The following is a 26,107-nucleotide window of genomic DNA, read 5'->3' on the forward strand; positions in this document are numbered from 1 at the left end:
CTGGGCGCTCACCGCGTCGTCGGTCCCAGATCGACGCCGAGACAGGCGGCCGTGTCGTATCCGCTGCGCGCCAGCTTGCGCAGATGATTCGGCCGCATGCCGGCCCGCAATGCGGTGTCGAGCAGCACGGCCATCGCGTGCGTGGCGTCGGCGCGCAGCGCGGCGTCGAGCGCGATACCCGCGAACGGCCCGTCGCCACGCACGTAGGCGCTGTATGCCACCAGCGTTGCCGGGTCGGCGCGGTCAGGGCCGGTGCAGGCGCGAGCCAACCGTATCCACCATTGCTCCGCCGCGTCCGCATGATCGCCGACGGCCAAGCCGAACAGCGCGTCACGGACCGCCCGTTCACGCAGTGTGACGAGCGCGACGGCGACCTCCTCCGCATCCGGAATCGTTCCCGATTCCATCGTGGTGATCTGCTGGAGTACGCCTTCCAGCGCGCGCCTGCGGTATCCGAGCACATCGCCGCAGCGCAGGGCACGGACGAAGGCGGTGCGCGCCTTGACCGCAACCGAGCCGATCCGCGCGGCGACCTCCTCGCGCAACTCCTCGTCGGGCTCGAGCACGGCGACCAGTTCAGCCCGTGAGGGCAGGATCGCCCGTCCATCCAGCACGTTGGCCACCGCCACGACCGAGGCGGTGGGGTCCGGCAACCTGCCCACGCGCGGCACCCCGGACAGGCTCCACCACTGCGTCCCGGCCGCTATGGCGCGGGTCGCCCAAGCTCCGCCGACCCGCAGACCTTCACGCTCCAAGCACCGAAGCACCCGGCTCATCAGTCGGGTCCCGGAGAATCCCGCGGTGGCGGCCGAGGCTGCCGGTGCGGCGAGCCGATCATCGACCATCACCGCGAGCACGTCTCTGCTCTGTGAGGTCGTGGCGACATTCACCGTGCATGCGGCAAACCGCGCGGCGGCCTCGGCAACGCGGCCCTTGCCGGGCTCGAGGTCGAACCGGATCACCGAGCGGATCTCGGCGACCCCCTCACGCGCCGCCTCGGGCCCGAGTACCGCGACTACCAGCGACCGTTGCGGAAAGAACCCGACCAGCGCGGGCAACGCCGCGATCAGCTCCCCCACCTCGTCGAGCCGCAGCCGCTGGTCGGGATTACTCGATCCGTAGCGCGGCGCCGCTTCCCCGCACTCGGTGGTGACGTCGACCGGCGGCGGCAACATCACCCCCGCCAGCGGATCCGGCAGCGAGTCGTCGGGCGGCGGTACCTGCGCCGACCACGGATGCGGCCGCGCGAATTGCTGCTGCTCCGGCGTCTCGTCGAACCGGTCGTGCGTGCGGCTACCCGTCGGAGACGTGTCTCCCGGAGAATCCCCGTGCGGTGACTTCCCCTGCGGCGACCGAGCGGGCAGCTCGGGACCGCCGGGCACACCCTGGGGCCCAGGTCGCGGCCGACGCGAGGACAGAATTGTCGGCCGCACGCATACCCCGCCGCCCAGGCCGGCGGAACGCGGGCCACAGGGCCGGGCCACAGGCGCCGACGGCGCGTTGCCGCTACCCACGGCACCGAGCTGATGATCCGCTCCGCGATCCGGGCACGAGCCGGGAACCGTACAGCCGTCGAGAGGGGGTCGCGGTACCCGGTCCGCGGCGGAGGAGACATCGTCCGGCGCGGCTCCGCCGGAAACCGGCACCTCTCGGGTGGGAAGCTCTCCCGCCGGAACGGGCACCACCGCTCCAGGCGAAACCGGCACCTGTTCCGCAGGAAGTGCCGAGGGCGCCGCGGACACCGGCCTCCCCGTACCGACCGACCAAGGCTGAACGACCGGCAGGGGTGTCACCGACGAGCAAATTCGCTCCGGGGCCGAACCGTCTCCGCGCTCCCCTCGTGGCCGCAACTGCACCGGACCGAGCGCGGCATCCACCGGCGTCGGCGCCTTCGTGCACGGAACCGGGGGCCCGCTGCTCGACGGCACGGACGAAGCGGTGTCACCGGCGGGATTCAGTGGTGTGCTTGTCATGCCGCCGACAATGCCCGCACGCCCCACCGTGCCGCGCGCGGCGACCTGCGCTTTTACCGACCCTGTGGATAACAGCCCGGCTGTGGACAGCCGCTCGCCGGGCGTCCCCGCTAAGCGGTGGCGACCCTGTCGACCGCCGTGGCGAACAGCTCTTCCAGCGCCGCGTCGTCCTGCGGACCGTCGCCGAAGATCATGTAGGTGACCAGTACCCGCACATCGTCGATCTGCGCGACGTGCGTACGCATCCGCTGTGTCAGACCGACCCCGCCGACATCGGGCGCGACGACGCGTCGCAGCGACAGCGAGTCGTCGGCCTCCACGGCCGGGCCTGTGGCGAGCGTCGTCGTCACGGTGGTCGTCGGGCCTACGCCGCTCACGCGGATATCGCCGCAGCGACGCAACTGCTCGGCCAGCGACGACAGCGGGATCCTGGTGCGCACCAACTCGACGGTGAGCGTCGCGCGATTCTCCTCGGAGGTGCCGACCGCCACCGCGGTGTGGTCGGGACCGTACTGCTGCTCCGGCGGCGCGCAGTCCGCCGGGTCCACCTGGGCACCGCGCGCGACTCCGTCGAGGTCGCCCGCGGCCTGGGCGGCAGCGTCCGGGGGCAGCACCACAGCGGGATAGCGGTCGGGGAATTGCGCGGGATCGGGCAACAAAGCGATCAGCGGGGCGTCGACGCGCTGACCGACCGTGGCGTGCTCGACGGTTACCGGCGCGCCGTCGATGGTGGATCCGCACCCCGTCAGCATCGCCACGCAGGCCGCGAGCGCCAGGACCGACGGCAGGCAACGACCACGCGGCCGACGATTGCGAAGCACCATGATCACCTGCCCACTGTGCCGCACCCCCGCTCGACCCCGGTGATGCCACGCCGACCGGTGCGCTCGCCGGTAGCCGGCCCGCGGCGCGGGCGAGTTGCGCGCCGCGGCCTCGGTCCGGTATCCACCCCTGTCGAGGAGCCGGCGGGAATGCCCGACGCGGGGCGGACGTTGGTTTCTCCCAATGGGTCGCAGTCCCGATCGCGTTCGGTGCGTGTCGCCGTCATGAGGGACAATGGACACCGGTTCCCCGCCACGCCATCCGGGTACGGCAGGACCGCCCGGGTAACCGTGGTGAAGGAACGTGCAGGAAGGAGTACGCGATGGATTACGAGTCGCGAATGTACGAACTGGAGTTTCCCGCTCCGCAGCTGTCGTCGGCCGACGGCTCGGGCCCGGTTCTCGTGCACGGGCTCGAAGGGTTCACCGACGCGGGCCATGCCGTGCGTCTGGCGACGACCCACCTGCGCGAGAGCCTGGAGAGCGAATTGGTCGCATCGTTCGACGTGGACGAGTTGCTCGACTACCGATCGCGCCGGCCGTTGATGACTTTCAAGAACGACCACTTCTCCGACTACGCCGAGCCGGAGCTGAACCTGTGGGCGCTGCGCGACACCGCGGGCACACCGTTCCTGCTGTTGTCCGGCCTGGAACCGGATCTGCGCTGGGAGAAGTTCACCACCGCCGTCCGGCTGCTCGCCGAGCAACTCGGGGTGCGCCGCAGCATCGGCCTGAGCGCGATCCCGATGGCCATCCCGCACACCCGCCCGCTGAGCGTCACCGCGCACGCCTCCGACAGCGCGTTGATCGGCGAGCACCAGCGCTGGCCGGGTGAATTGCAGGTGCCCGGTAGCGCGTCGTCGCTGCTGGAGTACCGGCTGGCCCAGCACGGGCACGAATCGCTCGGATTCTCCGTGCACGTTCCGCACTACCTGGCCCAGACCGCCTACCCGGCGGCGGCGCAGACCTTGCTGGAGAACGTCGCGGGCAACGCGGGCCTGGAGTTGCCGCTGGCCGCGCTGGGCGAATCCGCGGCTCGGGTGCTCGAGCAGGTCAACGAGCACATCGCGGGCAATCCCGAGGTGGAGACCGTGGTGCAGGCGCTCGAGCGTCAGTACGACAGCTTTGTGACAGCCCAGGAGCGCCAGTCCAGCCTGCTGGCCGCCGATCAGGATCTGCCCAGCGGCGAGGAGCTGGGTGCGGAGTTCGAACGTTTTCTGGCCGAGCAGGCCGGTTACGACGGCGACGAGGACTGATCCGTAAGCTGCTCGGAGTGGATCTGACCGAGCTGCTCGACATTCCAGGGACCGACGCCGACGCGCTGTACGAGTCGTTCGGCATGTGGGCCGCCGAGCAGGGCACGCCACTGTATCCGGCCCAGGACGAGGCGGTGCTCGAACTCGCCTCGGGGGCCAATGTCATTTTGGCGACACCCACCGGTTCCGGTAAGTCCCTGGTCGCGGTCGCCGCCCACCTGTTCGCGCTCACCCAGGGCATCCGCAGCTATTACACCGCACCGATCAAGGCGCTGGTGAGCGAGAAGTTCTTCGCGCTGTGCGAGGTGTTCGGCGCGGACAAGGTCGGCATGGTGACCGGTGACGCGTCGGTGAACGCCGACGCGCCGATCATCTGCGCGACCGCGGAGATCCTGGCGAACCTGGCGTTGCGGCAGGGGCCCGACGCGGAGGTCGGCCAGGTAGTCATGGACGAGTTCCATTTCTACGCCGACCCGGATCGCGGTTGGGCTTGGCAGGTGCCGCTGCTGGAGTTGCCGCGTGCGCAGTTCCTGCTCATGTCGGCGACGCTCGGCACGGTCGATTTCTTCGCCCAGGATCTCCGGCGGCGCACCGGCCGGGAGACCGCGGTCGTGGCGGGCGCCGAACGCCCGGTACCGCTGAACTTCTCGTATGTGCGGACGCCGATCACCGAGACCCTCGAGGAACTGGTCACCACCCACCAGGCTCCGGTCTACGTCGTGCACTTCACCCAAGCCGCCGCCCTGGAGCGAGCACAGGCGCTCACCAGCGTCAATTTCGCGACCCGCGCCGAGAAGGACGCGATAGCGGCGGCCATCGGCGACTTCCGCTTCGCCGCCGGTTTCGGCAGAACGCTGTCGCGATTGATCCGCCACGGTATCGGCGTGCACCACGCGGGCATGTTGCCCAAGTACCGCAGGCTGGTGGAGAAGCTGGCCCAGGACGGGCTGTTGAAAGTGGTATGCGGCACCGACACGCTCGGCGTGGGCATCAATGTGCCGATCCGCACCGTGCTGCTGACCGGCCTGACGAAATACGACGGTGTGCGCACCCGCCGTCTGAACGCGCGCGAATTCCACCAGATCGCCGGGCGCGCGGGCCGCGCGGGTTACGACACCGTCGGGTCGGTCGTCGTGCAGGCTCCCGACCACGAGGTGGAGAACGCGCGTCTGCTGGCCAAGGCGGGCGACGACCCGAAGAAGCAGCGCAAGGTGCAGCGGCGTAAACCGCCGGAGGGATTCGTCTCCTGGAGCGAGGAGACCTTCGACCGGCTCGTGGCGGCGACCCCCGAGCCGATGGTGTCGCGCTTCAAGGTCACCAACGCCATGCTGCTGAACGTCATCGCCCGCCCCGGCAACTGCTTCCAGGCGATGCGCCATCTGCTCGAGGACAATCACGAACCGCGACCGGCCCAACGCCGACACATCGTGCGCGCGGTGCGCCTGTACCGCGCCCTGCGTGACGCCGGCGTGGTGCAGCAACTCGACGAACCCGACGCCCAGGGCCGCTACGCCCGGCTGACCGTGGACCTGCAGCGCGATTTCGCCTTGGACCAGCCGCTGTCCCCGTTCGCTCTGGCCGCCCTGGATCTGCTCGACAAGGACTCCCCCACCTACACCCTCGATGTCATCTCGCTGATCGAGTCGACGCTCGAGGACCCGCGCCAACTGGTGATGGCCCAACAGCACAAGGCACGCGGTGAAGCGGTGGCGGAGATGAAGGCGGACGGCATCGACTACGACGAGCGGATGGAACTGCTGGAAGAGGTGACCTGGCCCAAGCCGTTGGCCGAGCTGATCGAACCCGCCTACGAGACCTACCGCGCCGGGCACCCGTGGGTGTCGGAGTTCGCGCCCTCCCCGAAGTCGGTGGTGCGCGACATGATCGAACGCGCCATGACCTTCGCCGAGCTGATCTCCTACTACGAACTGGCCCGCTCCGAGGGAGTGGTGCTGCGCTACCTGGCCGACGCCTATCGCGCGCTGCGGCGCACCGTGCCCGAATCGGCGCGCACCGAAGAACTCGACGACATCGTCGAATGGCTCGGCGAACTCATCCGACAGGTGGATTCGAGCCTGCTCGACGAATGGGAACAGCTCACCAACCCCGGCGCCGAGGCCGACGCCGACCAGGTCGCCTTCGGCGCGGAGACCGTGCGCCCGATCACCGCCAACGAGCGCTCCTTCCGGGTACTGGTGCGCAATGCGATGTTCCGGCGCGTGGAGCTGGCCGCGCGCAGGCGCTGGGACGAGCTGGAGGAGTTGGACCGACGCGGCACCGGACCGGACTGGGAGAGTGCGCTGGAGCCGTACTTCGCCGAGTACGACAGCATCGGCACCGATCAGAACGCCCGCGGCCCGCGGCTCTTCCAGGTCGAACAGCGCCCCGGATTCTGGGATGTTCGCCAGACGATCGACGACCCGGCGGGCGATCACGGCTGGGCGGTGCGCGCGGTGGTGGATCTGGCAGCCTCGGACGCGGCGGGCGAGGTCGAGTTCGACGAGGTCACCGTAGTGGCGGGCTGACCGCGGAACCGGCCGCCACCGGGCGCGGACCGCAACCGCGACGGCGCCGGCGAGCGGTTGCCACGGATTCGTTTCCCGGTCGTGGCCGCTGATACTCTCTGCGCTGCTGCCCACGCGAAAGTGCCCACGCGAAAGATCAACTATGCCCGAATCTCCGTACCTTGTCATCAACCCGGAGCGTGTCCGCCGGAATTTCCGCGCACTCGATGCCGCGGTCACCGGCCCTGCGGCCGGTGGCGCGCGTATCCGGTACGCGGTGAAGGCGAGCCCGGTGCCGGAGCTGATCCAGCTGTTGGACGACGAGGGCGCGGAATTCGACGTGGCGAGCATCGGCGAGATCGCACTGTGCCTCGGGCTCGGTGTGGCGGCGGACAAGCTCTGCTACGGCAATACGGTCAAGAAGGCCGCCGACATCGCCCGCGCGTACGCCGACGGGGTGCGACGCTTCGCCTTCGACACCGAGGAGGACCTGTCGCGCATCGCCGAACACGCGCCGGGTTCGCAGGTGGAGTGCCGTTTTCTGGCTTCGGCCCCGCAGTCACGCACCCCCTTCGGCACCAAGTTCGGCTGCGCGCCCGAGGAAGCGCTGCGGTTGCTGGTGCGTGCCCGCGACCTCGGGCTCGCACCGGCCGGGCCGTACTTCCACGTGGGCTCCCAGCAACTGGATCCGAACGCGTGGCGGATCGGCATCGAACAGGCCGGGCAGATCGCGAAAGCTCTGGCCGACAAAGAGATTCCGGTCACTTCGGTGAACATCGGCGGCGGGCTGCCGATCGCCTACGCCGACGCCGCGCCCGACCTCGGCGAGATCGCCGCCGTGATCACCGAGACCGCCCTGCGCTGCCTGCCCGCCGCCGCCACCCTCATCGTCGAGCCGGGGCGGGCGCTGGTCGGCAACGCGGGAACCATCCACGCCGAGGTCGTCGCGGTGCGCATCGCGCCGGACGGACGGCGCTGGGTCTATCTCGACATCGGCCGCTACAACGGCATGGCCGAGACGGAGAACGAGTACATCGCCTACCGCTTCGTCACCGAACGCGACGGAGACCCCGTCGACGAGGCTGTGGTGGCCGGTCCTACCTGTGACGGCGACGATGTACTGTATCAACGCACGCGGGTCCTTCTGCCGACCACGTTGCGAGCCGGTGATCGCATCCAGATCCTCGACACCGGCGCATATACCGCGAGTTATTCGTCGGTGTCCTTCAATGGTTTTCCGCCCTTGACCGTTCATGTCTCGGGCGCTGAGCGAGAGTGAGTTTGCCTATGACGGCGGAATTCACCGGTTGGCATGTGCTGGCCGAGTTCGGTGGTGTCGACACAGACCTGTGCGACGATCTCGAACGACTCGAATCGGCGTTGCGTGAGTCTCTGATCGCGGCGGGCGTCACCATCTGCGATGTCGTACACAAGAAGTTCGAACCGCAGGGGGTGACCGTCCTCGCGCTGTTGTCGGAGTCCCACGCCTCGATTCACACCTATCCGGAGTCCGGCGAGATCTTCGTCGACGTCTTCACCTGCGGCAGCATCGGTGCGGGCGCGACGAAGGCCGTGGACCTGCTGCGAGACGCCTTGTCTCCCAAGGATGTCCGCATGCAGGTGATTCAACGCGGGCACGGCTCGCAGCGGATCGAGGAGCCGGTCGGCCCCGGCCTGACCCGGATCTGGGATCTGCACGAGGTGATCGTCGATACGCACACCCCGTTCCAGCACATGGTGATCGCGCGCACCGAGCAGGGCCTGAGCCTGTTCTCCGACGACGACCGGCAGTCCACCGAGTTCTCCCAGCTGACCTACCACGAGGCCATGATGGTTCCGGCCTTCGTGCTCGCGGAGAAGCTGGATTCGGTGCTGATCATCGGTTCGGGCGAGGGGGTGGCCAGTCAGATGTCGGTCGCGGCGGGGGCCACCCGCGTCGACCACGTCGACATCGACCAACTCGAGGTCGAGCTGTGCGCGCAGCACCTGCCCTACGGCTACACCAGCGACGAGCTGGCCGCCGCGGTGCGCGGCGAGGGTCCGATCACCGTGCACTACGCCGACGGCTGGGACTTCCTGCAGAAGGCGCAGCAGGCGGGCACTCGCTACGACGTCATCGTGATCGACCTGCCCGACGAACGGGTGGAGGACGCCCAGCACAACCGTCTCTACGAGTCGGAGTTCCTGTCCCGCTGCAAGGCGCTGCTCGCTCCGGGCGGCGTGCTCAGCGCGCAGGCCGGGTGCGCGACGATGTGGCGCAACGAGACCCTCAAGCGGTCCTGGCAGCGGTTCCACGAGCAGTTCGGCACCGTCGTGCACTACGGCAGTGACGAGCACGAGTGGTCGTTCCTGTTCGGCCTGGTGGACCGGATCGAAGATCCGGTGCCCGGCATGGTCGATCGCCTGGTCACCCTGCCCTACCGGCCGGAGACGGTCGACGCCCGCGCCCTGGTGCGCGGCGCGGTCGAGCCGCACGCATTGCGCGCGGGTAGCTGAACCGCGATCCCGACCCGACGGCGTCGGACGGCTACAGCTGTCCGGCGCCGTCGGTATCCGCGTCGGCGGCCTCGCGCCCCTGCCACGGCGCTCCCGTCGGCCGGTGCGCCCGGATGATCTCGGCCAGATACTCGTAATCCCGCGCACGGACGCTCGAGGGCCGGAACACCAGCCCGATCGTGCGTCCCGGCGGCGGTGCGGCAAACCGCGCGACTTCCAATGGGGCACGCCCGGTCTCGGTCGCGACGGCCATCTCGGGAATGAGGGTCACGCCGAGCCCGCCCGCCACGCACTGCACCACCGTCGCCAGCGAGGCGGCCCTCGTGTCGCCGACCGCCGGGGGCGGTTCCACCGACGAGGTGCGGCAAAGTTCGATCGTCTGGTCGCGTAGACAATGCCCTTCGTCGAGCAACAGCAGAGGAAGCCCGGCCAGCACGCCGGGAGCCAGGTCGCTCCGCCCGGCCAGCTCGTGACCGGACGGCGTGACCAGCACGAATTCTTCCGCGAACAAGGGGATTTCGGTCAGTCCCGGCCCGTCGCCGGGCAGCGCGAGTATGGCGACGTCGAGCACGCCGGTGCGCAGCCCCTCGAGCAGCCGGACGGTCTGGTCCTCGACGATCTGCGGCACCAGGGTGGGAAGCTGGTCGCGCAGCGGTCTGAGCAGTCCGGGCAGAATGTAGGGCGCCACGGTCGGGATGATGCCCATGCGCAGCGGCCCGCCGAGGGCGTCGCCGGTCGCCGAGGCGACGAAGCGGTCGGCGGCCTCGAGAGTCGCGAGCGCCTGGGGCAGCAACCGCATTCCGGCGGCGGTGACGAGCACCCGCCTGGTGCTCCTCTCGATCAACTGCAGCCCCAGTCCGCTCTCCAGCGCGGCGAGCCCCTGCGACAGTGTGGGTTGGCTCACACCCAAACGCGAAGCGGCCGTACCGAAATGGCGATGCTCGGCAATTGCCGCGAACGCACGCAGCTGTGACAGGGTGGGCTGATAAGTATGATCGGCCATACCTATCAGTCTAGTGCCACCAATCACCTTTACCTTTCGTAGGGTACTGGGCAAGATGAACCGCGAAGCGTGAATCCACCGAAACGAACGAGGAGAAACAGCATGGCCCTGCTGACCATCGGCGACCAGTTCCCGGCGTACAACCTCACCGCGGTGATCGGCGGTGACCTGTCGAAGGTCGACGCTCAGCAGCCCGACGACTACTTCACCCAGGTCACCAGCGACGATCACGCGGGCAAGTGGCGCATCGTCTTCTTCTGGCCGAAGGACTTCACCTTCGTCTGCCCGACCGAGATCGCCGCCTTCGGCAAGCTGAACGACGAGTTCGCCGACCGCGACGCCCAGGTGCTCGGCGTCTCGGTCGACAACGAGTTCGTGCACTTCCAGTGGCGCGCACAGCACGAGGATCTCAAGACCCTGCCCTTCCCGATGCTGTCGGACCTCAAGCGTGAACTCGCCACGGCCACCGGTGTTCTCAATGCCGACGGCGTCGCCGACCGCGCGACCTTCATCGTCGACCCGAACAACGAGATCCAGTTCGTCTCGGTGACCGCGGGCTCCGTGGGCCGCAACGTCGACGAGGTGCTGCGCGTGCTCGACGCTCTGCAGTCCGACGAGCTGTGCGCCTGCAACTGGAAGAAGGGCGATCCGACCATCAACGCCGGCGAGCTGCTCTCCGCCAGCGTCTGAGCGAACCGACCCCTCCCCTTCTCCGCTCCCCACTCGGGGAGCGGAACTTTCACCACTCCCCCGGGAGCTCCCTTCCCCCGCCGCCCGCCGGATGGCGGCCCACTGCGAAAGAGGTCATGTAGATGAGCATTGAGAACCTGAAGAACTCCCTCCCCGAGTACGCCAAGGACCTCAAGCTCAATCTGTCCTCCATCGCACGGACCACCGTGCTGAACGAGCAGCAGCTCTGGGGCACCCTGCTGGCCTCGGCCGCCGCCACCCGCTCGGCCACCACGCTGCGCGAGATCGCCGAGGAAGCCGCCGACGTGCTGTCGGCGGAGGCGTACAACGCCGCCCTCGGCGCGGCCTCGATCATGGGCATGAACAACGTGTTCTACCGGGGCCGGTCGTTCCTGGACGGTCGCTACGACGACCTGCGGGCCGGTCTGCGCATGCAGATCATCGGCAACCCGGGCGTGGACAAGGCCGATTTCGAGCTGTGGTCCTTCGCGGTCTCCTCGATCAACGGTTGCGCGCACTGCCTCGAGGCGCACGAGCACACCCTGCGTGAGGCGGGCGTGTCGCGCGAGGTGATCTTCGAGTCGCTGCGCGCCGCCGCGATCGTGGCCGGCGTCGGTCAGGCCGTGCAGTCCACCGAGACCCTCGCCGCCGTATCGGTCTGATCCGGCAGTTCCCGGCTCCCCGGCCTGCGACGGTCACCGCAGTCGAAGGCCCGTCGCTCGAGGGCCCGTCGCTCCCGCGACGGGCCCTCGAGGCGTTCGGACTCAGTGCAATTCGCGCAGCTTCCGCACGAGTACCTTGCCGCTCGGATTGCGCGGCAGCTCGTCGAGGAAGACCACATCGCGCGGCACCTTGTAGCGGGCGAGCCGGGTGCGCACATGATCGCGGACGTCCTCGGCGGTGAGCCGGTGGCCGGGGCGGCGCACCACGGCCACCCGCAGACGCTGGCCGTATTCCTCGTCCTCGACTCCGAACGCGCTCACCTCGGCCACCGCGGGATGGGCTGCCAGCAGTTCCTCCACCTCGCCGGGGAAGACGTTCTCGCCCCCGGACACGATCATGTCGTCGGCCCGGCCGTCGACGAAGAGCCGACCGGCCCGGTCGAAATGCCCGAGGTCGCCGGTGGACATGAGTCCACGCACCCGTTCCTTGTCGCCGCCGCCGGTGTAGCCCTCGAACTGGTAGTCGTTGCCGACGAAGATCCGCCCGGTCCGGCCGGAGGGCAGTTCGCGACCGTCATCCCCGAGGATCTTCACCACCGCTCCGGGCACCGGCGGTCCTACGCATCCCGGCGCGGCGGCCAGATCGGCGGGGGTCGCGATGGTCGCGTAGGCGGCTTCGGTGGAGCCGTAGACGTTGTAGAGCACCGGGCCGAAGGCCTCGACGGCCCGCGCGTACAGTGGCGCGCCGAGCTGGGAGCCCGCGACGAAGACGATCCGCAGCCGCGACAGGTCGTATCGGGCGCGGGCATCCGGGCAGGCGTCGACCATGCGCCGCAGCATCACCGGCACCACGACCAGGGTGTCGGCCCGGTGTTCGGCGAGGCTGTCGAGCACCGCCCGCGGATCGAACCGGCGGCGGATCACCAGGGTCGAGCCGAAACCGACCGCCATCATCGTGTGCGCGAAGCCGAGCGTGTGGAACAGCGGCGCCGGGCACTCGACAACCTGCCTGGCACGCAACGGGACCCGGCCGAGGACGCCGCCGAGCGGAGTCAGCGAGGTCGGTTCGCCGCGCGGCGCGCCCTTCGGCGTTCCGGTGGTCCCGCTGGTGAGCAGCACGATCCGGGCGGCGGTGCGCGGGCGGCGGGCCGGGGTGCGCGAACCGCCCGCGATGAGATTGTCCAAGGTGTCGATCGCCGGGGCGTCGGTCCATGCCCGATAGCGACCGCGGCGCGGGCGGTGATCACCGAGCAGCGCGGCGAACTCGTCGTCGCAGACCAGCAGGTCCACCCCTTCGCGCGTCATCACCTCGCGCAGCTGCTCGGCCCCGAAATCGGTGTTCAGCAGAATGATTCGCGCGCCGCACTTCGCCGCGGCGAACACCGCGTAGTGGAAGCCGCGATGATTGCGGGTCAGCACGGCCACGCCCTCGCCGTCGCACAGCCCTCGTGCGCGCCAAGCATTGGCCAGCGCCGTGGTGCGCTCGTCGAGCTCGCGGAAGCTGACGCTGCCACGGTCGTCGATCAGCGCGGCGCGATCGCGGTAGCGCAGCGCGGCCACCGTGGCCAGGCCACCCAGCATGCCCGAGCGCGCGACCGCCAACCCCATCCGGGCGAGCCGATCCGGACGCTCCGGGGTCACCAACCCGGCCCGTACCGCCAGCCCCGCGGCATAGGTCTCGCCGACGACCCGGCGCGCTATCCCCGTGCCTGCCGCCACGGCCTTCGTCATCGGACCCACCTCACACCACACGCGCACACCACCTCCATCGACACCGGGACGACGGATCGCCGCCCCGCACGCACCGATCTGATCCGGCCGAACCCGGGTCATCCGCGCGAACCGGTCCTCCTGGCACGTGCACCACCCCGACCACCACGACGAATGTCTTCACCCTAGGTCGTGAGCGGCGGGCCCGTCGATACACCGTGTGCCGATCAGACGCCAGGCACCGGTGTGCGGGTGATCGGCCGCCGGACCCCAGCCCTGTGCGCGCGGGCCGCGGCCGAAAGCACCACCGGGCTGCCCGGTAGTCTGGGGAGGCGATGACCAGGACAGCTACCACCGGAACCCGCGAGCTCCGCACCCGCCTGGCGAATCTCTCCCTCCGCGACGAACACCGGCTGCGCCGTCGGCTCGACCGCGCACGGGGTACCGACCTCGACGAGATCGCCGCCGACATCTCCGCCGCCGAGGCACGTATCGCGTCCAGGCGCGCGTCGGTACCGCGGATCAGCTACCCGGAACAGCTGCCGGTCAGCGCGCGCCGCGACGACATCGCCGCCGCCATCGCCGCCCATCAGGTCGTCGTGGTGGCCGGCGAGACCGGTTCGGGCAAGACCACCCAGATTCCGAAGATCTGCCTGGAACTGGGGCGCGGCATCCGCGGGGTCATCGGCCACACCCAGCCGCGCAGGCTGGCCGCCCGCACGGTCGCCGAGCGGATCGCCGAGGAACTGGGCACCGAACTCGGCGAAACTGTCGGCTTCACGGTGCGCTTCACCGATCAGGTCTCCGAGCACACCCTGGTCAAGCTCATGACCGACGGAATCCTGCTCGCCGAGATCCAGCGCGACCGGCTGCTGCGCCGTTACGACACGATCATCATCGACGAAGCGCACGAGCGCAGCCTCAATATCGACTTCCTGCTCGGCTATCTGGCGCAGCTGCTGCCGCAGCGTCCGGACCTGAAGGTGATCATCACCTCGGCCACCATCGACCCGGAACTGTTCGCCCGCCATTTCGCCGGACCGGACGGCACGCCCGCCCCGATCGTCGAGGTGTCGGGCCGGTCGTATCCGGTGGAGATCCGCTACCGGCCGCTGAACTCGGAACTACCCGCAGCAGACGACGAGGACGACGACTCCGGCGGGACCGTTGTGGCCCGCGACCCGGTGGACGCCGTCGGCGAGGCCGTGCGCGAACTCTTCGCCGAGGGGGACGGCGACGTGCTGGTGTTCTTGTCCGGCGAACGCGAGATCCGTGACACCGCGGACGCCCTGCGCGATCTGAAACTGCCGCGCACCGAGATCGTGCCGCTCTACGCCCGGCTCTCGGCGGCCGAGCAGCACAAGGTGTTCGCCCCACATACCGGCCGCCGCGTGGTGCTGGCCACCAATGTCGCCGAGACCTCGCTGACCGTACCGGGCATCCGCTACGTGATCGACCCCGGCACCGCGCGCATCTCCCGCTATTCGCTGCGCACCAAAGTGCAACGCCTGCCGATCGAACCGATCTCCCAGGCCTCGGCCCGCCAGCGATCGGGCCGCTGCGGTCGAGTCGCGGACGGTATCTGCATCCGGCTGTATTCCGAGGAGGACTTCGAGTCCCGACCCACCTTCACCGAACCGGAGATCCTGCGCACCAACCTCGCCGCGGTCATCCTCCAGATGACCGCGCTCGGCCTGGGCGACATCGAGAAATTCCCCTTCGTCGAAGCTCCGGACCGACGGGCGATCCGCGACGGCATCGCCCTGCTCCAGGAGTTGGGCGCACTCGAGAGCGCCGAGGCCGGAGACGCCGATCCGAACGACACTCGCGGTGCGGGTCGGGCCGACGATCCGGTCACCGGGGCAGGCGACCGAGTGCGCGGCGACGGCGGAGCACGCCGGGACGACACGACCGGCGAGGGTTCCCGCGGGCAACCCGACAGCGTGAACCCCGCCCAGCGCGGCACAGGACTCGGTGACACCCCGACCGATCCCACCGAACCCGCAAGCTCCCGGGAACCGGCGGAGCCGGGCTCGGCGCACACTCCCGGCAGGTCGCGCAGGCGGCGACGTGGCGGCGAGGGCGCCGGCGGGATGGTGCTGACACCGACCGGCCGGGAGATGGCCCAGCTGCCCGTCGACCCGCGGATGGCGCGAATGTTGGTCCAGGCCAACCGGAACGGATGCCTGCGCGATGTGCTGGTGATCGTCGCGGCGCTGTCCATCCAGGATGTGCGCGAGCGGCCCGCCGATCACCAGCAGGCCGCCGACGCCGCGCACGCCCGATTCGTCGTGGAGGGCTCGGACTTCCTGGCCTATCTGCGTTTGTGGGACTACCTCACCGAGCAGCGCGCATCCCTGTCGTCGAACCAGTTCCGCCGGATGTGCCGCGACGAGTTCCTGCACTACCTGCGGATCAGGGAGTGGCAGGATCTGCACGGGCAGTTGCGCACCATCACCCGAGGCCTCGGCTGGGCCTCGGACCGCCGGGATGTCACTGCGGTACAGAAGGTCACGCCCACCCGTGAGGAGGGCACGGCGCAGCAGCAGGCCGGCTCGGGGCGCGGGCGCGGCTCGTCGTCGCGGCGCGGCGGCAGGCCCGCTGTGCCGCGCGAGACCTCGCCGACCCGGCGGGGCGTCGCATCGCAGGTGCGCCAGGACGACCAGGCGGCGGCGGATCGACCCGGCGCGCCGGAGGGCGATTGGGACTCCACCGCCATCCATCAATCGCTGCTGGCGGGCATGCTCTCCCATATCGGCGTCCGCGAAGCCGAGTCGCGCGAGTTCCTCGGCGCGCGCGGCGCGAAGTTCATGATCTTCCCCGGTTCCTCGCTGGCGAAGAAACCACCGCGCTGGGCGATGGCCGCGGAGCTGGTGGAGACCTCGCGCCTGTGGGGGCGCATGGCGGCGAAGGTGGAGCCGGAGTGGGCCGAGCGGCTGGCCGGTCATCTGGTGAAGCGCACTTATTCCGAACCGCACTGGTCGGCCAAGCGCGGCGCTGCCCGCGCCTACGAACGGGTCACCCTGTACGGGGTCCCGCTGGTCACCGGGCGACCGGTGGACTACGGGCGCATCGACCCCGAGCTCTCGCGCGAACTGTTCATCCGCCACGCCTTGGTGCAGGGTGAGTGGCGCACCGAACACCGCTTCTTCCACCGCAACCGGGAATTGCTCGACGATGTCGCCGACCTCGAGCATCGCGCTCGCCGCCGCGACATCCTCGTCGACGACGAGGTGCTCTTCGAGTTCTACGACAAGCGCATCCCCGCCGATGTGGTGTCGGCACGCCATTTCGACACCTGGTGGAAGAAGGCCAGGCGGGCGAACGCCGAACTGTTGGATTTCACCACCACGACCGTGGTCAACGACGCCGCGGCCGCGCTCGACCCCACCGACTTCCCCGACGCCTGGCGTCAGGGCGAGTTGAGTTTTCCGCTCACCTACCAGTTCGAGCCGGGCCGCGACGACGACGGCGTCACGATTCGCATTCCCGTCGAGCAGCTCGCGCACGTCCGCCCAGTCGGCTTCGACTGGCTGGTGCCGGGTATGCGCACCGAACTCGTCGGCGCGCTGATCAAGACGCTGCCGAAATCGCTGCGCCGCAGCGTGGTCCCCGCACCGGACTTCGCCGCCGCGGCACTGGCCTCGCTCACGCCGCGCTCCGAGCCGCTGCGGATCGGTCTGGCCAGGGAGTTGTCGCGGTTGGGTGGCGTCACCATCTCCCCTACCGACCTCGACCCCGACGCGTTGCCCGCGCACCTGCGGATGACCTTCGCCGCCGTCGACCGATCGGGCGAGGTACTCGCCTCGGGCAAGAGCGTGACCGAGTTGAAAACCCGGCTGGCGGAGCAGGTTTCCCGCTCGGTGGCCCGAGCGACCGCGGGAGCCGAACGCGCGCCCGCCACGGTGTGGACCTCCGAGTCGCTCGGCACCGTACCGGAGAAGGTCCGCAGACAGGTCGCCGGTCAGACGGTGACCGGCTATCCGGCGCTGGTGCCCGAGGGTGGGGGCGTCGCGGTCCGGGTGCTCAGTTCCCCGGCCGAACAGGCCGCCGCGATGCGGTCGGGCACTCGCGCGTTGGTACTGCGGGCGATCCCTACCTCGGTGCGCACTGTCACCTCCGGTCTGAGCTCGGCCGACCGGCTCGCGCTGAGTCAGAACCCGTACGGCTCGCTCGATGCCCTGGTGGAGGACTGCCGCGCCGCCGCGGCCGAGGAACTCGTCGCCGCCGCGGGCGGGCCGGTGCGCGAGCCCGAACGCTTCCAGGAACTGGTGGCGACGATCCGCCCGCGGATGGCGAGCACGGTGGCCGCCGTCGTGCGGCTCGTGGTGCCGGTGCTGGCCGAAGCGCATCAGGTGAGCACCGCTCTGGCCGCCGCCAAGGAGGCCGACATCGCCGAGGACGTGCGCGCGCAGCTGGGGGAACTCGTGTTCCGTGGCTTCATCTCCGAATTCGGCCGGGTCCGGCTGCGGGAGCTGCCCCGTTACCTGCGCGCGGCCAGGGTGCGGCTCGAGGCGCTGCCTGCCTCGGCCGTGCGCGACCGCCAGGGCATGGCCGAGGTCGACCGCGCGCTGGCCGCCTACGACCGCTTGCTGCGGGCGCTGCCCGAATCCCGGCGCACCGCACCGGAAGTCCTGGAGATCTGGTGGATGATCGAGGAACTCCGCGTGAGCCTGTTCGCCCAGAAACTCGGCACCCCTTACCCGGTCTCGGCGAAGCGGATCGAGAAGGCGATCAGCACGATTCGTCGTTGACCTGCGATCGGCCTGCCGTCACTCCGCCGAAGCGCCCGCGCCCGCTCGGGCCGCCCGCATGGCGCTGATCTCGCGCTCGAAATCCTCGGCCGAGGTGAACGACCGGTAGACCGAGGCGAAGCGCAGATAGGCCACCTCGTCGAGATCGCGCAGCGGACCGAGGATGGCCAGGCCGACCTCGTGGCTGGGAACCTCCGGCGAGCCCTTCGCGCGGACCGCGTCCTCGACTTTCTGGGCCAGCAGGTTCAGCGCGTCGTCGTCGACCTCCCTGCCCTGGCAGGCGCGGCGCACGCCACGAATGACCTTCTCGCGGCTGAACGGCTCGGTGACGCCGCTGCGCTTGACCACCGAGAGTATGGCGGTCTCGACGGTGGTGAACCGGCGCCCACAGGTGGGACAGGAACGCCGCCTGCGGATCGCCGCACCTTCCTCGGCTTCGCGCGAGTCGACGACCCGGGAGTCGGGGTGTCGGCAGTACGGGCAGTGCATCCGAGATCCTTCGTCCGTGCGTGCCCCTCGCATCCGGTCGCCTGGTGCGGGCGGCCGAGCCCGGCGAGCACGTGTCCAGGCAGGTAGGCAGTATGCCGAGTTTACCTGCCCAGCTCAGGACATCACTTGCCACTGCGTGCCGAGATCGGCGAGCATGCGCGATCAACCGGCCCTGGTGCGGCTTCTGCCAGTGCGATTCGCCGAGGACGAGGCCCGCCGGCGGCCGATTCGTCATCAGTTCGATATGACGGGGCAGCAGGTCGCCGGTGATCCAGGCCCAGCGACTGTCGCGATCGGCCCAGGTCAGTTCACTACTTCCACATCACCGGTGACACACGTTCGTCCAGGCGAGGCGGTTCGGTCATGCCGTGGTGCGCGGGCGCGGCCGGATCGGGCGTCCCGGCCCGCCACTGCGCCAGCAGCAGCATCGTCACCACGAACAGCGCGGTGACCAGTGCCGCCACCGCGAGCATCGCGAAGCCCGCCTGCGCACGCTCGACCCGCACGGCCGGTGACGGCACATGAGGACGCCGACGCGGTGCGACCCGGGCCCGTTCGTAGCGCACCGGCGCGCCCCCCGGCCTGCCGACCAGTGGCCGTCGGTCGACCTGCCGCACCCGTCGGGCGTCCCGGCCGACGACACGCCGCCCGCGCACCGGGAGCTTGCGCCCCACGTCGGCGTCACGAACCCCCGGAGCGCACGTCGCCGAACGGTATTCCACGATGGCGCCGCGCGCCGCGTCGCATTCCTCGACGTCGCGCAGCGCGGGGGACATTCCCGCTCCGAAGTCATCGTCGACAAGCGGCGGAGTCGCGGATCTCGCTGCGATGGAACGGATCTGGTGGTTCATCGGCCAAACCTCCGTGGGGAATTTCCAGGGGAAACCGTCGTGATGGGGATGTCGGCGGGAGACTCGCGGCCTCCCCGGTTCGGGACGCACAGCCGGTGCGGTAATCGCTCACATGTTCGAAGAACGTATGTTCGAATTTCTAGCACGCGAACTCCGCGATGTCACCACCCCCGCCGACGCGAGTCGAACGGATGTTTGAAGATTCACCGCCGCCGGACTAGATTCGGAGCCGACGACAGACGACGGGAAAGGCGGGTTGCGGTGAGCCGTACAGATGACGCGGGTGAGGAGAGCGGAGTCGCCGTCGACCCCGCCCTGAACGGGGCGGATCTCACTGTGCGTCAGCGCAAGGTACTCGACGTCATCCGGTCGTCGGTGAGCGAGCGCGGCTACCCGCCGAGCATCAGAGAGATCGGCGACGCCGTCGGCCTCACGTCCACCTCCTCGGTCGCCCATCAACTGCGTGCCCTCGAACGCAAGGGCTACCTGCGGCGCGACCCGAATCGTCCACGCGCCGTGGACGTGCGGGGCCTCGACGAGGCGGTGCGCGCGGTGACCGCACTGCCCGGCGGCGCCGAGGCACGCGAATCCGCCGCCGACCCCTCCCGCCCGACGCCCACCTTCGTGCCGGTCCTCGGCCGGATCGCCGCGGGCGGGCCGATTCTCGCCGAGCAGGCCGTCGAGGACGTCTTCCCGCTGCCGCGCGAACTCGTCGGTGACGGGTCGCTGTTCCTGCTGCGGGTGGTCGGCGAATCCATGGTGGACGCGGCGATCTGTGACGGCGACTGGGTGGTGGTGCGCCAGCAGAATGTCGCCGAGAACGGCGATATCGTCGCGGCCATGATCGACGGCGAGGCGACGGTCAAGACGTTCAAGCACATCGGCAAGGACGTGTGGCTGATGCCGCACAACCCCCTGTTCGAACCGATCCCGGGTAACGACGCCCGCATTCTGGGCAAGGTCGTCACCGTCATCCGCAAGGTCTGAGGCCGTCGGCGCCGACCGGCGCCTCGGCGAGGCGAACAACGTGGTGGACAGGCACGAGGTAGACCAGCAGCGCGGGTCTCCCGCGCGGGTCTGGTACGCCGCCTACGGCTCCAATATGCATCTGGACCGGTTGCGCTGTTATCTGGCCGGCGGGCGTCCGCGCGGCGGGTCGATCGAACTACCCGGCGCACGTGACCCCGCCGACCCGATCCGCTCCCGCGCCGTGGAGATCCCGGGGGTGCTCTATTTCGCCACCGAATCGCTGACCTGGACCGGCGGGCGCGCCTTCTACTGCCCCGACGCGGCCGGGCGTACGGCGGCGCGTGCCCATCTGCTGACCACGGAACAGTTCGCCGACATCGTCGCGCAGGAGATGTACCGCCCGCCGGGCACCGACCTCGATCTCCACGAGGTGCTGGCGGCCGGTCGTGCCCGACTCGGGCCGGGCCGATACGAGACGCTCGTACACGTGGGCACCCTCGACGGGTGGCCGATGCTCACCTGCACCGCACCGTGGCACCACACCGGTGTGCCCGGGAACCCGCCCGCACGCGCCTACCTGCGGCATCTGGCCGCCGGGCTGGCCGAATCGCACGACTGGCCGCTCACGCGCATCGCCGCGTACCTGGCCACCCGCCCCGGCGCGGCTGCGGCATGGTCGCCCGAAGCAGTGGCCGAAGTCATCCGCCCGCGGCTCTGACCGCGTCCTGGAACACACCTGTTTGGCCGAGGAGACCGGGGGTATGACCACGTGAGTCGAGTCCAACGGCAGCGAGAATGCAACGAGGGAGATATCCCATGCGCGAGACCGCCGCGCCCGCCCGGACCGCGAACACCGGCTCCGAGGAGCGACGTAAGAGCCGCCACACCGAAGACACCTACGACAACATCGAGCCCCGGTTCGCCGAGCTGGCGGCTCTGTCGAGCACCGATCCGCGCAGAGAAGCACTGCGCGAACACATCATCGAACTGTGCCTGCCGCTCGCGGATCACATCGCGCGGCGATTCACCGGCCGCGGAGAAGCCTTCGACGACCTGCATCAAACCGCTCGCCTGGGCCTGGTGCAGGCCGTCGACCGGTTCGATGTGAGCCGGGGCAGCTCCTTCCTCGCCTTCGCGGTGCCCACCATCATGGGTGAAGTGCGCCGTCACTTCCGTGATCACACCTGGGCACTGCGGGTGCCGCGCCGAGCCAAGGAGCTCCAGGCGCTGATCGGCCCGGCCACCGAAATTCTGTCGCAGCGCCTCGGGCGGATGCCATCGGCGCGCGAGATCGCCGATGAGCTCGACATCGAGCTCAGCGAGGTGACTCGCGCGCTGGTCGCCGCGAACGCCTACTCGACCAACACCCTGCACGCCGTCGGCCGCGACGACGACGGCAATGCGGGATTGTCGGTCGGTGACAGCCTGGGTTCCGAGGAGCCCTGCTACACGCTGATGGAAGACGCGATGGCGGTGCGTCCGCTGATCGCGGCACTGCCCGATCGGGAACGTCAGGTGCTGATCTGGCGTTTCTACGATTCGCTGACCCAGTCGCAGATCGCCGAGCGCCTCGGCGTGTCGCAGATGCAGGTCTCGCGCATCCTCAATCGGACGCTCAATCAGCTCCGGGAGTCGGCACTGGCCGAGCCGGTCGCTGCTGTCGCCTGAGCATTGCCCCACCCGCGCCCGCGGGATCGCCGAGCGGTCCCCGGGCGCTGTGCATACTGCCGCCACGGTTTGATCCGCATCTCCCCCGGGTAGTTGCTGTTGGATAGCTATCACTGTTCAATAGCGATCAGGTCCGTGAGCTATCAGCTTCGTGCGGTCTTCCGCTCATCACGGGACCACTGCTCCACTCGCAGCGTGACGTTTTTCCAGCAGGACATGCATGTGCTCGTCGCAGGACGTGTTTTCGGCAGGAATGGCACCACCCCCTATGCAGGAGGATGAGTCGTGGGCGTTCGGTCTGGTTCGAACTCTGATTCTGTGCCGCTGGGCGGCGACGGCGCGGGTCTGGCCGACCCACGCGGCGGGATGCACATCGTGCTCGTCGCCCCGCCGTACTTCCAGGTCCCGCCGACCGGTTACGGCGGCGTCGAGGCCGTCGTCGCGCAACTGGCCGATACCCTCGTCGCCCGCGGTCATCGGGTCAGCCTGATCGGGGTCGGCGCGCCGGGCACCGAGGCAGACTTCGTCCAGGTCGCCGAACGCGGCGCCGCCGAACAACTCGGTGAGGCCTATCCTGAAGTGCTGCACGCACTTCGGGTGCGCCAGGCCGTCGAGGAGCTGGCCGCGAGGGAGCCGATCGACGTGGTGCACGACCACACCTTCGCCGGAGTGCTCAACGCGCCGTCCTACCATCAGCTCGGCATTCCGACGGTGCTGACCGTGCACGGCGCGGTCGACGGCGAATTCGCCGAGTACTTCCGGCGTATCGGGGACACCGCGGGACTGGTCGCCATCAGCGACCGGCAGCGCGCGCTCGCACCCGATCTGAACTGGGTCGGACGGGTGCACAATGCCCTGGTCCCGAGGCAATGGCCGTTTCGCGCCGAAAAAGATTCCTACGCACTGTTTCTCGGCCGCTTCTCGCCGTGCAAGGGCGCCGATCTCGCGGTGCGCGCCGCACACGAGGCGGGCGTACCGTTGATCCTGGCCGCCAAGTGCATCGAACCGATCGAGCGAGAGTTCTTCGAGGACTGCGTGCAGCCATTGCTCACCGACGACGATCTGGTGTTCGGCGAGGCGGATTCGACGCAGAAGCGCACGCTGCTGGCCGACGCGCGTTGCCTGTTGTTCCCGATCCGCTGGGAGGAACCCTTCGGCATGGTGCTGATCGAGGCGATGGCCTGCGGGACGCCGGTGGTCGCGATGCGCGGCGGCGCGGTCGAAGAGGTTGTCGAGCACGGCGTCACCGGCTGGGTGTGCGACGAGGCCGCAGCACTGCCGGACTACATGTTGCGCAGCGAGGAGATCGATCCGCGCGCGTGCCGATCCCGGGTGGAGCGGTTGTTCAGCGTCGATCGGTTGGCCGCCGGCTACGAGGCGGTCTATCTCGAGACGGTGGCAGGCTACCGTGACCCGGTCCCGGAGGCCCGGCAGCGGTCCGCCACGCTCGTGACGGCGGTGCGGTGATGACCGCGCCGCTGCGCCCCCTGGCCGGAACCGCGACGGTCAGCTTGGTCCAGCCCGACACCGGTTGCCTGTGTGTGAGCGACCGGGGCGGCGACATCCACCGCGACGCCACGCAGGGCCTGTTCTACCGCAACGCGCGGGTGCTGTCGCAATGGGAGCTGACGGTGGAGGGACGTGCCGTCGAACAGATCGCCTTCGACAACGTCGGCCCCGGCCAGACCCGCTTCCTGCTGCGGGTGACCCCGTACTCCGGCTGCGCGAGTACCGTTCTGCTGGAACGGCACCGGATCCTCGGACACGGCCTCACCGAGTCGATCACCGTGCGCAATCTCGGCTACGAGGACACCGCGCTGACGCTGACCCTGGACGTGGACGCCGATTTCGCCGATCTGACCGCCGTCAAACACGGCAAGCCGGAGGCGGGCGGCGGCGACGTCACCGTCAGCGGCGAGGAGATGCTGTTCATCGACGACAGCGACGCCGGGCACGGGGTGGCCGTCCACGCCACCGGCGAACCCAAGGTCACACCGGGGTTGTTTCGCTGGCGCGCGGTGGTTCCCGCGCAGGGCCGCTGGCAGGCCGAAGTGGGGGCCCAGCCGGTGAACCGGTATCGACGGATGCCGATCGTCGGCTCCGAGACCCCGCACGAACCGGACGAGCCGACGGTCAGCTGGCGCAACACCCCCACCCGCGTGCACGCGACCGCCACGGAATTCGCCCGGGTACTCACCTATGCCGAGAACGATCTGGCAGCCCTGGCCATCCACGACGAGAGCGGCGCACCGGCCTATCTCGCCGCGGGTGCGCCTTGGTCGATCCAGTTGTCCGGCCGCGACAGCCTGCTCAGCGCCTGGATGACGCTGCCGTTGAATCCCGATCTGGCACTGAGCACTCTGGCCAGGCTGGCTGCGCTGCAGGGCACCACCAGCGATCCGCACACCGAAGAGGAGCCCGGCCGTATCCTGCGCGTCCACCACGGCCCCGTCGGCGCCACCGACCGCGAGGGCGCCTGCTACGGATCGGTGGACACCACACCGCTGTTCGTCATGCTGCTCGGTGAGGCGCTGCGCTGGGGCGCCGATCCGGCCGATGTGCGCAGGTTGCTGCCCGCCGCCGACGCCGCGCTGACCTGGATCGACGAGTACGGCGATCTCGACGGGGACGGCTTCGTCGAATACCGCCGACGTACCGACCGCGGCCGGATCAACCAGAGCTGGAAGGACAGCTGCGACTGCATCAACGACGCGCACGGTCATCGCGCCGATCCGCCGATCGCGCTCGCGGAGGTCCAGGGCTATGCCTACGCCGCCGAACTGGCACGCGCGGACCTGGCCGACGTGTTCGACGATCAGCGCACCGCCGAACGGCTACGGGCGCGCGCCGCCGCGCGCAAGGCCAGGTTCGACGCGGCCTTCTGGCTTCCCGAGCACGGCCACTACGCGCTGGGGCTCGACGGGCACAAGGCTCATATCGACGCGCTGACCAGCAACCCGGCGCACTGCCTGTGGACCGGGATAGTCGCCGACGAACGCGCCGCGCAACTGGTCGAATCGCTGGCGAGCCGCTCGATGGGCAACGGATTCGGCCTGCGCACGCTGAGTTCGGACATGGCCACCTACAACCCGATGAGCCACCACAACGGCGGCGTGTGGCCGCACGACACCGCGATCGCGGTGGCCGGGCTGCTGCGCTACCGGCACGTGCCCGGCGCCACGGCGCTCGCCGAGACCCTGACCGCGGGGCTGCTCGACGCCGCGGGCTTCTTCGACGGCCGCTTCCCCGAGCTGTTCTGCGGCTTCGACCGCACCGAATTCCCCACGCCGCTGCCGCACCCGGCGGCCTGCGCACCCCACGCGACCTCGGCCGCGGCGCCGCTGTTGTTGTTGCGCTCCTGGCTCGGTCTGCAACCGGACGTACCGCAACGTACCCTGGTGCTGCACCCGCGGCTACCGCTGGACTGGGGCACGGTGCGCATCGGCGACCTCCGGCTCGGGTCGGCGACCGTACACATCACCGCGCACGCGAACTCCGCGGAGGTCACCGGCCTGCCGAAGGATTGGGAACTGCGCAAGGCGGCCCCGGCGCGCTCGGCGCAGTCCGTCGACACCCGGCCCCGGGGCGACGACCAGGCGTCGGTGGCGACCAGCTGAGCGAGGCGGATGAATGGCAGAACCGATGTGGAACCCGCTGCTGCGAGACCAGCTCGACTGGCATTGGAAGAACCAGCTGCGGGGCCGCCTCGACGGCCTCACCGACGCCGAGTATTTCTGGGAGCCGGTTCCCGGCTGCTGGAACGTCCGCCCGCGGGGCACCGGCACGGCGCCGGTGCAGGCGGGTAGCGGGGCGATGACCATCGATTTCGCCTTCCCGCCGCCGGATCCGGCACCGCTGACGACGATCGCCTGGCGCCTAAGCCATGTGATCGTCGGGGTGCTGGCCATGCGCAACGCCGCACACTTCGGTCGGCCCGCGCGCGCGGACGCGCTCGGACGGGAACAGCAGGTCGACTACCAATCCTTCGAGTACGCACCGACCGCCGCCCTGGCGTTGGCGCAACTCGACGCGGAGTACACCACCTGGACCGCCGGCGTCGAGGCACTGGGCGAAGCCGATCTGTTGCGGCCGTGCGGACCTGCCGAGGGGCCGTGGGCCGACCAGCCGATGGCCGCGCTCGTGCTGCACATCCACCGCGAGGTCATCCATCATCTCGCCGAGGTGTGCCTGCTGCGCGATCTGTATGCGCACATGCGCGCCGACGCCGCGACACGCTGACCGCGGACACGCTGTCGGCGAG

General features: G+C 69.7%; 19 protein-coding genes. 13 read left to right on the plus strand and 6 right to left on the minus strand.

Annotated features, from left to right (window positions below):
- Positions 1-8: 8 nt before the first annotated feature.
- Entirely contained in the window at positions 9-1,175 is a 1,167-nt protein-coding gene (locus tag IU449_RS08340) for a DUF4192 domain-containing protein (RefSeq protein WP_228804287.1), read from the minus strand.
- A 908-nt stretch (positions 1,176-2,083) separates the two neighbouring features.
- Positions 2,084-2,797, minus strand: coding sequence for a sensor domain-containing protein (locus IU449_RS08345; RefSeq protein WP_228804288.1), 714 nt, complete (start codon positions 2,795-2,797; stop codon positions 2,084-2,086).
- Between the two features lie 320 nt (positions 2,798-3,117).
- Between IU449_RS08345 and IU449_RS08350 the strand changes: the two genes are divergently transcribed.
- From IU449_RS08350 to speD, 4 genes are all read left to right on the plus strand, one after another.
- On the plus strand, positions 3,118-4,050 hold the full coding sequence (locus IU449_RS08350; RefSeq protein WP_195001299.1) for a proteasome assembly chaperone family protein: 933 nt from the start codon (positions 3,118-3,120) through the stop codon (positions 4,048-4,050).
- Positions 4,051-4,067: 17 nt separating this feature from the next.
- On the plus strand, positions 4,068-6,575 hold the full coding sequence (locus IU449_RS08355) for a DEAD/DEAH box helicase (RefSeq protein WP_195001300.1): 2,508 nt from the start codon (positions 4,068-4,070) through the stop codon (positions 6,573-6,575).
- Positions 6,576-6,717: 142 nt separating this feature from the next.
- The gene (locus IU449_RS08360; RefSeq protein ID WP_195001301.1) at positions 6,718-7,833 is read left to right on the plus strand and encodes a type III PLP-dependent enzyme; all 1,116 of its coding nucleotides are present in this window, start codon (positions 6,718-6,720) and stop codon (positions 7,831-7,833) included.
- A gap of 8 nt (positions 7,834-7,841) precedes the next feature.
- Positions 7,842-9,050: an adenosylmethionine decarboxylase gene (gene speD, locus IU449_RS08365; RefSeq protein ID WP_195001302.1), complete on the plus strand. Its 1,209-nt coding sequence runs from the start codon at positions 7,842-7,844 to the stop codon at positions 9,048-9,050.
- 31 nt (positions 9,051-9,081) lie between these two features.
- On the opposite strand, the gene IU449_RS08370 is transcribed toward speD, so the two are convergent.
- Positions 9,082-10,053, minus strand: a complete 972-nt coding sequence (locus IU449_RS08370) for a hydrogen peroxide-inducible genes activator (RefSeq protein WP_195001303.1) — start codon at positions 10,051-10,053, stop codon at positions 9,082-9,084.
- A 102-nt stretch (positions 10,054-10,155) separates the two neighbouring features.
- On the opposite strand from IU449_RS08370, the gene IU449_RS08375 reads away from it, so the two are divergent.
- Together IU449_RS08375 and IU449_RS08380 are read left to right on the plus strand one after the other, a co-directional pair.
- Positions 10,156-10,743, plus strand: a complete 588-nt coding sequence (locus IU449_RS08375; RefSeq protein WP_195001304.1) for a peroxiredoxin — start codon at positions 10,156-10,158, stop codon at positions 10,741-10,743.
- 122 nt (positions 10,744-10,865) lie between these two features.
- The gene (locus IU449_RS08380) at positions 10,866-11,405 is read left to right on the plus strand and encodes a carboxymuconolactone decarboxylase family protein (protein ID WP_195001305.1); all 540 of its coding nucleotides are present in this window, start codon (positions 10,866-10,868) and stop codon (positions 11,403-11,405) included.
- A gap of 102 nt (positions 11,406-11,507) precedes the next feature.
- On the opposite strand, the gene IU449_RS08385 is transcribed toward IU449_RS08380, so the two are convergent.
- Entirely contained in the window at positions 11,508-13,136 is a 1,629-nt protein-coding gene (locus IU449_RS08385) for an acyl-CoA synthetase (RefSeq protein ID WP_195001306.1), read from the minus strand.
- Between the two features lie 314 nt (positions 13,137-13,450).
- On the opposite strand from IU449_RS08385, the gene hrpA reads away from it, so the two are divergent.
- Positions 13,451-17,869 (plus strand): ATP-dependent RNA helicase HrpA, encoded by a 4,419-nt coding sequence (hrpA, locus tag IU449_RS08390; RefSeq protein WP_195001307.1) that lies wholly within the window; start codon positions 13,451-13,453, stop codon positions 17,867-17,869.
- Positions 17,870-17,887: 18 nt separating this feature from the next.
- On the opposite strand, the gene nrdR is transcribed toward hrpA, so the two are convergent.
- Both nrdR and IU449_RS08400 read right to left on the minus strand, forming a co-directional pair.
- Complete coding sequence (gene nrdR, locus IU449_RS08395; protein WP_195001308.1) at positions 17,888-18,358, minus strand: transcriptional regulator NrdR; 471 nt, start codon at positions 18,356-18,358, stop codon at positions 17,888-17,890.
- 311 nt (positions 18,359-18,669) lie between these two features.
- Entirely contained in the window at positions 18,670-19,209 is a 540-nt protein-coding gene (locus tag IU449_RS08400; RefSeq protein WP_195001309.1) for a hypothetical protein, read from the minus strand.
- 261 nt (positions 19,210-19,470) lie between these two features.
- Between IU449_RS08400 and lexA the strand changes: the two genes are divergently transcribed.
- The 6 genes from lexA to IU449_RS08430 all read left to right on the plus strand — a co-directional run bounded on the left by lexA (position 19,471) and on the right by IU449_RS08430 (position 26,085).
- Complete coding sequence (gene lexA / locus IU449_RS08405; RefSeq protein WP_195001310.1) at positions 19,471-20,196, plus strand: transcriptional repressor LexA; 726 nt, start codon at positions 19,471-19,473, stop codon at positions 20,194-20,196.
- A 40-nt stretch (positions 20,197-20,236) separates the two neighbouring features.
- A complete protein-coding gene (locus IU449_RS08410) occupies positions 20,237-20,896 on the plus strand; it encodes a histone deacetylase (protein WP_324188134.1) in 660 nt (219 codons plus the stop codon).
- 98 nt (positions 20,897-20,994) lie between these two features.
- Positions 20,995-21,846 carry an RNA polymerase sigma factor SigF gene (locus IU449_RS08415; protein ID WP_228803817.1) on the plus strand — a complete coding sequence of 284 codons (852 nt, stop codon included), beginning with the start codon at positions 20,995-20,997 and terminating at the stop codon, positions 21,844-21,846.
- A gap of 366 nt (positions 21,847-22,212) precedes the next feature.
- Positions 22,213-23,313 (plus strand): glycosyltransferase family 4 protein, encoded by a 1,101-nt coding sequence (locus IU449_RS08420; protein ID WP_195002405.1) that lies wholly within the window; start codon positions 22,213-22,215, stop codon positions 23,311-23,313.
- On the plus strand, positions 23,313-25,463 hold the full coding sequence (locus tag IU449_RS08425) for a glycogen debranching N-terminal domain-containing protein (RefSeq protein WP_195001311.1): 2,151 nt from the start codon (positions 23,313-23,315) through the stop codon (positions 25,461-25,463). Before IU449_RS08420 ends, IU449_RS08425 begins: the two co-directional genes overlap by 1 nt.
- A gap of 13 nt (positions 25,464-25,476) precedes the next feature.
- On the plus strand, positions 25,477-26,085 hold the full coding sequence (locus IU449_RS08430) for a DinB family protein (RefSeq protein WP_195001312.1): 609 nt from the start codon (positions 25,477-25,479) through the stop codon (positions 26,083-26,085).
- Positions 26,086-26,107: the final 22 nt, after the last annotated feature.

Origin of the sequence: Nocardia higoensis (assembly GCF_015477835.1) — a bacterium.
In the GTDB taxonomy this organism is placed as follows: Bacteria; Actinomycetota; Actinomycetes; order Mycobacteriales; family Mycobacteriaceae; genus Nocardia; species Nocardia higoensis_A.

Coding starts and splice junctions, on each gene's coding strand:
- IU449_RS08340 (WP_228804287.1), bottom strand. CDS start 1,175: ATGTTGCCGCCGCCGGTCGACGTCACCACCGAGTGCGGGGAAGCGGCG.
- IU449_RS08345 (WP_228804288.1), bottom strand. CDS start 2,797: ATGGTGCTTCGCAATCGTCGGCCGCGTGGTCGTTGCCTGCCGTCGGTC.
- IU449_RS08350 (WP_195001299.1), top strand. CDS start 3,118: ATGGATTACGAGTCGCGAATGTACGAACTGGAGTTTCCCGCTCCGCAG.
- IU449_RS08360 (WP_195001301.1), top strand. CDS start 6,718: ATGCCCGAATCTCCGTACCTTGTCATCAACCCGGAGCGTGTCCGCCGG.
- speD (WP_195001302.1), top strand. CDS start 7,842: ATGACGGCGGAATTCACCGGTTGGCATGTGCTGGCCGAGTTCGGTGGT.
- IU449_RS08370 (WP_195001303.1), bottom strand. CDS start 10,053: ATGGCCGATCATACTTATCAGCCCACCCTGTCACAGCTGCGTGCGTTC.
- IU449_RS08375 (WP_195001304.1), top strand. CDS start 10,156: ATGGCCCTGCTGACCATCGGCGACCAGTTCCCGGCGTACAACCTCACC.
- IU449_RS08380 (WP_195001305.1), top strand. CDS start 10,866: ATGAGCATTGAGAACCTGAAGAACTCCCTCCCCGAGTACGCCAAGGAC.
- IU449_RS08385 (WP_195001306.1), bottom strand. CDS start 13,136: ATGACGAAGGCCGTGGCGGCAGGCACGGGGATAGCGCGCCGGGTCGTC.
- hrpA (WP_195001307.1), top strand. CDS start 13,451: ATGACCAGGACAGCTACCACCGGAACCCGCGAGCTCCGCACCCGCCTG.
- nrdR (WP_195001308.1), bottom strand. CDS start 18,358: ATGCACTGCCCGTACTGCCGACACCCCGACTCCCGGGTCGTCGACTCG.
- IU449_RS08400 (WP_195001309.1), bottom strand. CDS start 19,209: ATGAACCACCAGATCCGTTCCATCGCAGCGAGATCCGCGACTCCGCCG.
- IU449_RS08415 (WP_228803817.1), top strand. CDS start 20,995: ATGCGCGAGACCGCCGCGCCCGCCCGGACCGCGAACACCGGCTCCGAG.
- IU449_RS08420 (WP_195002405.1), top strand. CDS start 22,213: ATGCACATCGTGCTCGTCGCCCCGCCGTACTTCCAGGTCCCGCCGACC.
- IU449_RS08425 (WP_195001311.1), top strand. CDS start 23,313: ATGACCGCGCCGCTGCGCCCCCTGGCCGGAACCGCGACGGTCAGCTTG.
- IU449_RS08430 (WP_195001312.1), top strand. CDS start 25,477: ATGGCAGAACCGATGTGGAACCCGCTGCTGCGAGACCAGCTCGACTGG.